This window comes from Streptomyces spongiae, from assembly GCF_009377185.1.
In the GTDB taxonomy this organism is placed as follows: Bacteria; Actinomycetota; Actinomycetes; order Streptomycetales; family Streptomycetaceae; genus Streptomyces; species Streptomyces spongiae.
This window is the reverse complement of the sequence record NZ_VJZC01000368.1, coordinates 1-9,943: the sequence shown is the minus strand read 5'-3', so window position 1 is coordinate 9,943 and position 9,943 is coordinate 1. Positions and strand designations below refer to the sequence as shown.

The window sequence follows — 9,943 nt, the reverse complement described above, 5'->3', positions numbered from 1 at the left end:
CCTGGGCGCCACCCTGCCCCGCCCGCCCGGCCTATCCTGTGGGCCTGCCGGGCGGGAGAGGACCGTCGGGTCGTCGAACGAGGTCGAAGGAAGCAGCCGTCATGACCCGAAGCGCCACGGACGGCGCCGCGCCCAAGGGCCGCAGCAGGCGCAACTTCGCGGGAGCGCGGCCCGTGATGGACGACGTGGCGCGGCTGGCGGGTGTCTCCAAGCAGACCGTCTCCCGGGTGCTCAACGACAACCCGGCGGTCCGCGCCGAGACCCGTCAGACCGTGCTCGACGCCATGCGGTCGCTCGGCTACCGGCCCAGTCGCAGCGCCCGGTCCCTGGCCAGCGGCAGGACCCGTATGCTCGGCGTGATCTCCTTCGACGCGGCCCGCTACGGGCCCGCCTCCACGCTGACCGCCATCAACACCGCGGCCCAGGACGCCGGTTACCTGGTCAGCTCGATCGCCCTCGACACGGCCGACAAGGACACCGTGGTCCGTGCCGTGGACCGGCTGTCGGCCGAGGGAGCGGACGGCGTGATCGCCATCGCCCCGCAGCGCTGGGTGGGCCGGGCGCTGGCCGAGGCCCGTCTCGACACCCCGCTGGTGACGCTCGACAACGCGCTCGGGGACGGCACCCCCATGGTGAGCGCGGACTCCCGGGCCGGGGCGCGCGCCGCCACCGCGCACCTGCTCGGCCTCGGGCACGCGACCGTCCGGCACATCGCCGGTCCCACCGGCTGGACGTCCGCCGAGCAGCGGCTGGCGAGCTGGCGCGAGACCCTCGAAGCGGCGGGTGCGGAGGTCCCCGAACCCCTCGTCGGTGACTGGAGCGCCGACTCGGGATACGCGCTGGGCCGCAGACTCGCGCAGGACCCCGACGTCACGGCGGTCTTCGCCTCCAACGACCAGATGGCACTCGGCGTCCTGCGCGCCTGCCACGAGGCCGGCCGCCGCGTCCCCGACGAGGTGAGCGTCGTCGGCTACGACGACATCCCCGAGGCCGCCCATCTGCTGCCCCCGCTGACCACTGTGCGCACGGACTTCACCGAGATCGGCACCCGCTCGCTGCGGCTGCTCCTGGACCGGCTCGACGGCACGGCCGAGCCGCGCGTCGATCCGGCTGTCGATCCGGTCATCCCCGTGCGCCTCGTCGTCCGCGACAGCACGGCTCCGGCTCCGGTCCGTTGACCTCTCACCCGCCGCTGTTACCCCGGAAGGACATGACCCGTGACCGACCGCCCGCCCCTGCCGCCCTTCACCCGTGAGACCGCCGCGCGGAAGGTCCAGGCCGCCGAGGACGCCTGGAACACCCGTGACCCCCACAAGGTCTCGCTCGCCTACTCGGAGGACTCGGTCTGGCGCAACCGCGACACCTTCGTCACCGGCCGTGCGGAGATCGTCGCGTTCCTCACCGCGAAGTGGGAGCGCGAGCGGGAGTACGCGCTGCGCAAGGACCTGTGGGCCTTCGACGGCAACCGCATCGCGGTCCGCTTCCAGTACGAGTCCCTGGGCGCCGACGGCCAGTGGTGGCGCTCCTACGGCAACGAGCTGTGGGAGTTCGACGAGCACGGGCTGATGACCCGGCGCGAGGCCAGCATCAACGACGTACCCATCGAGGAGAAGGAGCGGCGCCTCTTCGGGCCACGGCCGGAGGCGGAGCGCGGGCAGTCGTTCCCCGTTCAGTAGGGCCCTCGGGCCAGTTGGGCCTTCGGGGCAGTTGGGCTTTCGGGTTCAGTAGGGTTCCTGGGTGACCGAACAGGCCGAGAAGCCCTTCCTCTACGTCGTCGTCTGCGCGGCGGGGATCGCCGCGGACGTCGGCAGGCTGATCACCGCGGCGCAGGAGCGGGACTGGGACGTCGGGGTGATCGCCACCCCGGTCGCCATGGGCGGCTTCTTCGACACCGCCGCCGTCGAGGCGCGGACCGGTCGGCCCATCCGTTCCGCGTGGCGGTCCCCGGGCGACCCGCGCCCCTTCCCCGCGCCCGACGCCGTGGTGGTCGCACCCGCCACCTTCAACACGATCAACAAGTGGGCGGCCGGCACAGCCGACACCCTCGCCCTCGGCACCCTCTGCGAGGCGTACGGCCTCGGCGTCCCGATCGCCGTCCTGCCCTGTGTGGCCGACGCCCTGGCGGCCCACCCCGCCTACCGTGCGAGCCTCGCCCGGCTGCGCGAGATGGGCGTCCGCTTCGGCGACCCGTACTCCGGCGAACCCTCGCAGGACGGCGAGCGCCCTGAGTTCGCCTGGGAGCGAGCCCTGGACCTGCTGGTCCGCTGAGCGGCGATGAAGGTGAAGTCTTGCCCAAGACATCACATTACTCGCCGGTTCATCTTGAATGCTCAAATGGCGTGGATATCATCGCTCGCACACACGGTGTGATCGTCCGTCCGTCCCAGCGGTGCGCTGCGGTCATGTCACCGTTCAGCCCCGGGCCCGAAGCCCTCCCCCTCCGGGTCCGAGGCTGTGCCTACCCCACCCCCCTCCATTCCCCCTCACGCCGGCGGGCGATGCCGCCTGCGCGCGTGCGAGCACGAAAGCGGCGCACCCATGAGCAACTTCAGGGGCAGAGGCCTCCAGGCCAATGTCCTCGGCACGTTCGACACGGTGGTGATGGCGGTGGCGGGCAGCGCGCCCGCGTACTCCATCGCGGCGACCACCGCGGTCCTCGTGGGAGCGGTCGGCCTCGCCAGTCCCGCCGCACTGCTGTACTGCGCGATACCCATGCTGGGCATCGCCCTGGCCTTCAGCTACCTCAGCCGCATCGACGTCAACGCGGGCGCCAGTTACTCCTGGGTGGGCCGCACGCTCCACCCCTTCCTCGGGTTCATCAGCGGCTGGGCCCTGGTGATCTCCGCGACCATCTTCATGGTGGCCGGCTCCCTGCCCGCCGGGTCCATGACACTGTCCCTGTTCGACGAGGACCTCGCGGACAACACCGCGCTCGCCACCACGGTCGGCGCGTTCTGGTTCCTCGTCATGCTGTTCGTGGTCCTCGGCGGCGCCCGGCTCACCGTGCGCGCCCAGCTCGTCATGTCCGGCGTGGAACTGGCCATCCTGGCCGTGTTCGCCGTCGGCGCGCTGCTGCACAGCGGCCACGCCCGCGACTTCGACTGGTCCTGGCTGGGCTTCTCCCACTTCCACGGCATGACCGGCTTCGCGTCCGGCGCGCTCATCGCCGCCTTCTACTACTGGGGCTGGGACGTCACCAGCAACCTCAGCGAGGAGACCCGCGACAGCCGCCGTACCACCGGCCTCGCCGGGCTGATCGGCGTGGGCATCGTCTTCCTGCTGTTCGAGGTCTTCACCATCGCGGTGAACGTCATCCTCAGCGACAAGCAGATCCAGGCGGGCGACGCCAACGTCCTGGCCGTCCTCGGTGAGGAGGTCTGGCCCGGCTGGGGCGGCAAGCTGCTGATCGTCGCCGTGATGCTGTCCACCATCGCCACCCTGGAGACCACGCTCATCCAGGTCACGCGCTCCCTGTTCGCGATGGGCCGTGACCGTACGATGCCCGAGGCGCTGGGGCGGGTGCACCGGAAGTGGAACACCCCGTGGGTGGCCATCGCCGTGGTCGGTGCGGTGGCCCTGATGCTGTTCATCGCCTCCAACGCCCTCGGCTCCGTCGGCGACATCCTCGCCGACGCCATCTCCGCGATCGGCCTGCAGATCGCCGTCTACTACGGACTGGCCGGCCTCGCGGTCGTCGTCGCCTACCGCAGGATGCTGCTGAAGTCGCTCTCCAACTTCCTCTTCGGCGGACTGTGGCCGCTGCTCGGCGCCCTGTTCATGTTCTGGATCTTCGTCGAGTCGCTCGGCGAGCTGAGCACCACGGCCGTCGCGATCGGCATCGGCGGGCTCGGCGTCGGCCTGATCCCGATGCTCTGGTACTGGAAGCGGGGCAGCGACTACTACCGGCCCGCGAAGCTGGACGCCGCCCAGGCCGTCGATCATGACCACTCCCTTGACGGGTACGCCGCCGCGGCCGAACACTCCCGCGTCCACGAGGGTCTCCCCACCGACTTCTGAGAGGGACCCCGATGGCGCGAGAGCGCTTCACCCCCGACTTCGATCCCGACTGCGGGGACACGCTCCTCACCAGGGCGCGGCAGGACATCGTCATCGGCCGCTGGCAGGGCCCGCGGGAGCTGCTGCGCGCCACCGGCCCCGCGTGGCTCGCGCGCGGCCACCGTGTCCGGCTGCTCGCCCAGGCCTGCGCCGGAACGTCGACGGTCGAGGCCTGGCTGTCCGCGGAGCCGCACAGCGCCGACGCCCTGGTGCTGCGGGCCGCGACCGAGACAGCACGGGCCTTCCAGCTGGCCATCGCCGCGGGCCGGGGCGCCCCCATCGACCAGCAGCGCATCGACAGCGCGGCGATGGCCTGCTTCGACGCCGCCGACGCCTACCCCGACGATCCGACACCGTGGATCTCCCTGATCTCCGTCGCGCGGCTCTACCCCGGAGGGGTGCGGCGCCAGGAACTCTCCCGCTGGTGGGACGAGGTGTACGACCGCGACCCGTACAGCGTGGAGGGCCACCTCCAGGTCCTGCACTACTACTCGTCGCGCTGGCACGGCTCGCACGGCCTCATGTACGACTTCGCGCGGGACGCCGCCGGTGTGGCACCGTCCGGCTCGTCGCTGCCGGTGCTCGTGCAGTACGCCCGCGTCGAGGAGTACCGCTCCCTCACGGACGGCGCGCAGGGCCGGAGGTCCCTCGGCATCGGGCAGCACTGGAACCACGAGGGCGCCGCCGGCGACGTACGGCGCACCTGGCAACGCTGGATGGCGGACCGCGCGGACGGCCCCGTCGAGCCCGGAGAACTGCGCGACCTCAACTACCTCGCGCACGCGGCCTGCTCGGCCGGAACGAAGGACATCGCCGCACCGCTGTTCCGGCTCCTCGGCCCACGCGCCACACGCACACCGTGGTCGTACACCGGGGACGCGGAGAAGCAGTTCACGAAGTGGCTGAAGGAGTTCGCGCCCAGAGGGTGACCGCTCACCCTCGCCCTCAGTGCGCGCCCGTGGGCTCGAACTCCGTGCCGCACGGACCCGCGCCCTCGCTCACCGGCAGGGCCACGGGATCGCCGCTCATCGTGAGGGTGTGGTACCAGGCGCCGATGCGTTCGGTGGAGCGGCCGACGTAGTGGCCGATGAAGGAGCGGCGGAAGCGGTCGTCGGTGCGGTTGGGCTGGGAACCGTGTACCAGGCTGCCGTTGAAGAACAGCACGTCACCCGGCTCCATGTCGACGGGCACGGTGGTCAGGCCGGGCGGCGGCGGCACGTACTCGCGGACGAAGGACAGCTCGGCGTCCGCCTCCTCCGGGCAGAACAGGTCCATGCGGTGGGTGCCCGGCACGACCTCCAGCCCGCCGTTCTCCCGGTCGATGACGTCGCATGCGATCCACGCGGCCACACACGTGCCCGGCTCGACCCGCAGATAGAAGTTGTCCTGGTGCAGCGCCTGGCCGCGGGCGCCCGGCGGCTTGAAGTAGAACATGCTCTGCGCGGCCAGGGCCTCCTCGCCGAGCAGGTCCTCCAGAACCCTCCGCAGCCGGGCGTCGAGGAGGACGCGCAGCGACAGGCCGTTGATGCGGTGCGGGTGCATGACCCGGGGGTAGGTGTGCAGCGGGTCCGCGGGGTCGCCGGCCCCGGTCGTCCGGGGTTCGAAGTGCCCGGGGACCCGGCCGCCCGCGTGCAGTTCCGTGAACTCCGCGCACAGGTCGTCGATTTCGGCGGCGGAGAACAGCCCCCGCACCACCAGATAGCCGTTCTCGTCGAACTCGGCCCTGCCGTCCACCCTGTCCGTGACTGTCATCCGCGTGTCCCTTCTCACCGACGTCCCTCCTGCCCCACGCTAGGTCGGAGCAGCTGTGGGGAGGATGCCTGTGCGTGCTGTCGACCTGTCCGAGACTGCTGTCCCTTCGCCGCCACCGGGCCTGGTGACCGTCGGACGCTTCGACCAGGGGCCGGGCTACCGGGTCAACCGGCCGGGCGGATCGGACAGCTGGCTCTTCACGTGGACCACGGGCGGAGGGGGACTGCTGCGGCAGGGCACGACCGAGGTGGTCGCGGCCCCGGGCGATCTCGTCGTCCTCGGCCCCGGAGTGCCGCACCGGTACACCGTCGTGCCCGGCGCCGGGCACTGGGCGTTCTGGTGGGCACACTGCCAGGCCAGGACGTCGTGGGCCGACTGGCTGCGGCCGTACGAGACCGGGGACCGGCTCCACGCCGTGACGCGCACCCGCGTGGGCGTCCGCGACCGCGTCGACGCCGCGTTCGGCCGGATGATCGCCGACGCGCGCTGGACGGGGGAGGGCGCACCCCCGGCCTTCGACGGTGCGCCGGAGGCCGGTGAGGTCGCCGTGGCGCACGGTACGGCGGCCCGTGAGCTGGTCCTGTGCTCGCTGGAGGAGGTGGTGCTGCTCGCCGCGGCCCGCTCGGAGGGGCCGGGCCGGTCGGGGGTCGATCCCCGGATCCGGAGGGCGGAAAGCATGATCGCCGCGGATCCGGGCGCTCCGCACACCGTCCGCTCCCTCGCCGCCCGTGTCTCGCTCTCGCCGTCACGGTTCGCGCACCTCTTCACGCAACAACTCGGCCAGTCCCCGATGCGGGCACTCCTCGACGCCCGACTGCTGCACGCGGCGCGTCTCCTGGAGGCGACGGACCTACCGGTCGAGCGAGTGGCCGCGGCCTCGGGTTTCAACAGCCCGTTCCACTTCAGCCGGGTGTTCAGACAACGGTTCGGGGTCCCGCCGGGAGGCTACCGGCACGGCGTGAGGGCCGCGCCCCGATAGGGGCGCGGGCAACTGCGCGACCAGCCCAAACGAACCCGCAGCCGCCATACGACCTATCTCCTACGGCGCTGCGCAAACCCCACGCACGGGCTCAGCTATCCCCCAAGTTCAGCTCGGCCCAGATCGTCTTCCCGTTCCCCGAATGTCGGCTACCCCACCGCTGCGTGAGCTGAGCCACCAGAAGCAACCCCCGCCCACCCTCGTCAAACGTCTTCGCCCGCCTAAGATGCGGAGCAGTACCACTGCAGTCGGACACCTCGCAGAACAGGGTGGTGTCATCGTGGATGAGCCGCAGCTGGATCGGTGGCGCACCGTGCCGGATCGCGTTGGTGACCAGCTCGCTCACCACCAGCTCGACGGTGAACGCCATCTCGGTCAGCCCCCAGGCCGCCAGCTTGTCCAGGACGTACTGACGGGTGCGGGCGACGACCGCGGGGTTGGCCGGCAACGCCCAGGTCGCGACCTGTGAGGGCTTCAGACCGCGGGTCCGGGCCAGCAGCAGGGCCACGTCGTCCGGGGCCCCGGACGACGGCAGCATCGATCCGATGACGTCCTGGCAGACCTCGTCCAGGGAACCGGTCGCGCGGGACAGGGCCTGGCTCAGCAGCTCGTGCCCGGTGTCGATGTCGCGGTCGCGGCTCTCGATCAGCCCGTCGGTGTAGAGGGCGACCATCGTGCCCTCGGGGAGCTCCAGCTCGGTGGACTCGAAGGGCAGCCCGCCCAGGCCCAGCGGCGGGCCCGCCGGGACGTGCACATCGAGTGGCCGGCCGTCCGGTGAGAGCACCACCGGCGGCGGATGCCCGGCCCGCGCGAAACTGCACAGACGGCTGACCGGGTCGTACACCGCGTACAGGCACGTGGCCCCCACCTCGGTCACCCCCTGGGCACCGGCCTCCTGCGACAGCCGTACGACGAGGTCGTCGACGTGGGTCAGCAGCTCGTCCGGTGCCAGGTCGACGTCCGCGAGCGTACGGACGGCGGTGCGGAGCCGCCCCATCGTCGCCGATGCCTCGATGCCGTGGCCGATGACGTCACCGACCACCATGGCGACCCGCATGCCGGACAGCGGGATCACGTCGAACCAGTCGCCGCCCACCCCGGCCTTCGCCGCCGGCAGGTACCGCGACGCGGCCTCCAGCGCGGGCATGCGGGGCAGCTTCTGGGGGAGCAGGCTGCGCTGGAGGGCGAGGGCGGTCTCGCGCTCGCGGGAGAAGCGGCGGGCGTTGTCGATGCAGACCCCGGCGCGGGCCGTGACCTCCTCGGCCAGCAACTGGTCGTCGGATGTGAACGGGTCCTTGCGCTGGAACCGGGTGAGCACGGCCACGCCGAGGGTCGTGCCGCGGGCCCGGATGGGGACCGACAGCGTGGCGTGTATGCCGTACTCCTTGACCCGGGAGGCGCGCACCGGGTCCCAGTCGAGCCACTCCGCGAGCGCGGAGGCGGGGTCCGTCGCCAGGACCGTCCGCCCCGCCACCAGGGAGGCGGCCTGGGGTGAGGCGGCCGGGTAGACGTCGAGGCCCCCCAGCTCGACCACGGCCTCGGGGCTGTCCGGGTTCACGGACTGGTGGGCGGCGCGGCGCAGTGTGAACGGCGCGGACAGTGGTCCCGTGGCCGGCTCGTCCCCGTGGACCAGGGACTCCATGAGGTCGACGCTGACGAAGTCGGCGAGCGTGGGCACGCAGACATCGGCCAGCTCCTGGGCCGTGCGCGTGACGTCGAGGGTGGTGCCGATGCGGACGCTGGCCTCGTTCACCAGCTGCAGCCGCTTCCGGGCCATGTACTGCTCGGTGATGTCGTGGCCGGTCACGCAGACGCCGATGGGCTGCCCGTCGGCGTCGGTCAGCGGCGCGATCCGCGCGGACCAGGCGTGCGCGCCGTCCTCGTCGGCGGCCCGGAGGAAGGTCTGCACGTCCTTGCGCCGGCCGCTGTGGAGCACCTCGCGCAGCTGCTCCTCCAGTTTCTCGCCCTGCCGGCCGCCCACGATCTCGTTCATGTGCAGTCCCCGGAGGTTCTCCTCCGGCATGCCGACGGCGTCCGCCATGAGGTCGTTGATGCCGCGCAACCGCAGCCGCTCGTCGAACACGGCCGCCGCACACGGCGACTGCGTCATGAGCGCCGAGGCGAGGGGCTCCTCGCGACTGAGCGGGCCGGGGTCCTCCAAGGGGCAGAGAACCAGCCAGCCACCGCCTCTGCCTCCGTCTCCGTCCATTGATCTTCGGAGGTGGGCGAGCAGCCAGACCGACACCGTCCGGCCGTCCTGGTGACGCAGCGGAACCGTGCCGCTCCAGACGGGGCTGCCCGGCGGAGGCAGCCGGAAGGAACCGCCGGGGGCGAGCAGACGCCCGGAGGACCGGCCCAGGACGTCAGTCGCCGACCAGCCGAGCAGGTGTCGTGCTCCCTCGTTCCACTCGACGACCGACCCGTCGTCGGCGACGACCGCTCGCGCCGTGACGGTGCCGTCGAAGGGGTACGCCGGTGCGTCACCTTCCGTGACCTTGCGGCTCCTCATCGTAGCAAGATTCCATTCCGCCGGACCGAACGCGCATACGGGCGAAAACCAGCCTAGTGCGTCACGGTCCCGTGCACCTGGGATGTGACTGAGTGGGGTGGATGGGCGGTCGAGCGGCTGCTTCAGGACGGTCGGAAGTGGCGGGACGGACCCTTGACGCGTCTGTGTGTCACGGCGTCAGAATCTGTTTGCTCACGAGCAGTTGTGTGCGATCGCTTGTGGGCTCTTGCGCTTCTTGTGTGCCACGGATTCGTCCACCCGCACGTCCGACGAAGGGATGACCATGACGGTCACGCGCAGGTCGCTACTGATCGCGGGGTCCGCCGCGCCGATGGCAGGTGCGCTCGCGGGCACCGCGGGGGCCGCCGAGCCCCTGGCCCGGCCGGGCCGCGCCTCCTCGGGGCGCACGATCGACCTCCGTGACGGCTGGCGCTTCGCGCTGGTCAACCCCGGCGGCATCACCGACCCGACCGGCGAGTACGCCGACGCCATGAAGCCGGGCCACGACGACTCGGCCTGGCGTCAGGTGGCCGTGCCCCACGACTGGAGCATCGAGCAGACTCCCACCACCGAGCTCGGCACCACCAGCGGCACCGGTTTCCTCCCCGGAGGGCTCGGCTGGTACCGCGTGTCCTTCACCCTCCCGC

Annotated in this window: 8 protein-coding genes and 1 pseudogene; 7 read left to right on the top strand and 2 right to left on the bottom strand. The window is 71.7% G+C overall.

Annotation, left to right across the window (positions count from 1 at the left end):
* Window positions 1–101 precede the first annotated feature (101 nt).
* From FNH08_RS34465 to FNH08_RS34445, 5 genes are all read left to right on the top strand, one after another.
* Window positions 102–1,178 carry a LacI family DNA-binding transcriptional regulator gene (locus FNH08_RS34465; RefSeq protein WP_152775460.1) on the top strand — a complete coding sequence of 359 codons (1,077 nt, stop codon included), beginning with the start codon at window positions 102–104 and terminating at the stop codon, window positions 1,176–1,178.
* A gap of 39 nt (window positions 1,179–1,217) precedes the next feature.
* Window positions 1,218–1,676 carry a nuclear transport factor 2 family protein gene (locus FNH08_RS34460; RefSeq protein ID WP_322725972.1) on the top strand — a complete coding sequence of 153 codons (459 nt, stop codon included), beginning with the start codon at window positions 1,218–1,220 and terminating at the stop codon, window positions 1,674–1,676.
* Between the two features lie 61 nt (window positions 1,677–1,737).
* Window positions 1,738–2,268 carry a flavoprotein gene (locus FNH08_RS34455; protein ID WP_322725971.1) on the top strand — a complete coding sequence of 177 codons (531 nt, stop codon included), beginning with the start codon at window positions 1,738–1,740 and terminating at the stop codon, window positions 2,266–2,268.
* A gap of 270 nt (window positions 2,269–2,538) precedes the next feature.
* Window positions 2,539–4,017 (top strand): APC family permease, encoded by a 1,479-nt coding sequence (locus tag FNH08_RS34450; RefSeq protein ID WP_152775459.1) that lies wholly within the window; start codon window positions 2,539–2,541, stop codon window positions 4,015–4,017.
* A gap of 11 nt (window positions 4,018–4,028) precedes the next feature.
* Window positions 4,029–4,985, top strand: a complete 957-nt coding sequence (locus FNH08_RS34445; RefSeq protein ID WP_152775458.1) for a hypothetical protein — start codon at window positions 4,029–4,031, stop codon at window positions 4,983–4,985.
* A 16-nt stretch (window positions 4,986–5,001) separates the two neighbouring features.
* Here FNH08_RS34445 and FNH08_RS34440 read toward each other — a convergent pair whose 3' ends face one another.
* Window positions 5,002–5,808 carry a phytanoyl-CoA dioxygenase family protein gene (locus tag FNH08_RS34440; RefSeq protein WP_152775457.1) on the bottom strand — a complete coding sequence of 269 codons (807 nt, stop codon included), beginning with the start codon at window positions 5,806–5,808 and terminating at the stop codon, window positions 5,002–5,004.
* Window positions 5,809–5,872: 64 nt separating this feature from the next.
* Between FNH08_RS34440 and FNH08_RS34435 the strand changes: the two genes are divergently transcribed.
* Window positions 5,873–6,787, top strand: a complete 915-nt coding sequence (locus FNH08_RS34435; protein ID WP_152775456.1) for a helix-turn-helix domain-containing protein — start codon at window positions 5,873–5,875, stop codon at window positions 6,785–6,787.
* 91 nt (window positions 6,788–6,878) lie between these two features.
* Here FNH08_RS34435 and FNH08_RS34430 read toward each other — a convergent pair whose 3' ends face one another.
* Complete coding sequence (locus FNH08_RS34430) at window positions 6,879–9,296, bottom strand: SpoIIE family protein phosphatase (protein ID WP_152775455.1); 2,418 nt, start codon at window positions 9,294–9,296, stop codon at window positions 6,879–6,881.
* Between the two features lie 283 nt (window positions 9,297–9,579).
* On the opposite strand from FNH08_RS34430, the pseudogene FNH08_RS34425 reads away from it, so the two are divergent.
* Window positions 9,580–9,943, top strand: a pseudogene (locus FNH08_RS34425) (glycoside hydrolase family 2 TIM barrel-domain containing protein); the annotation flags it as partial.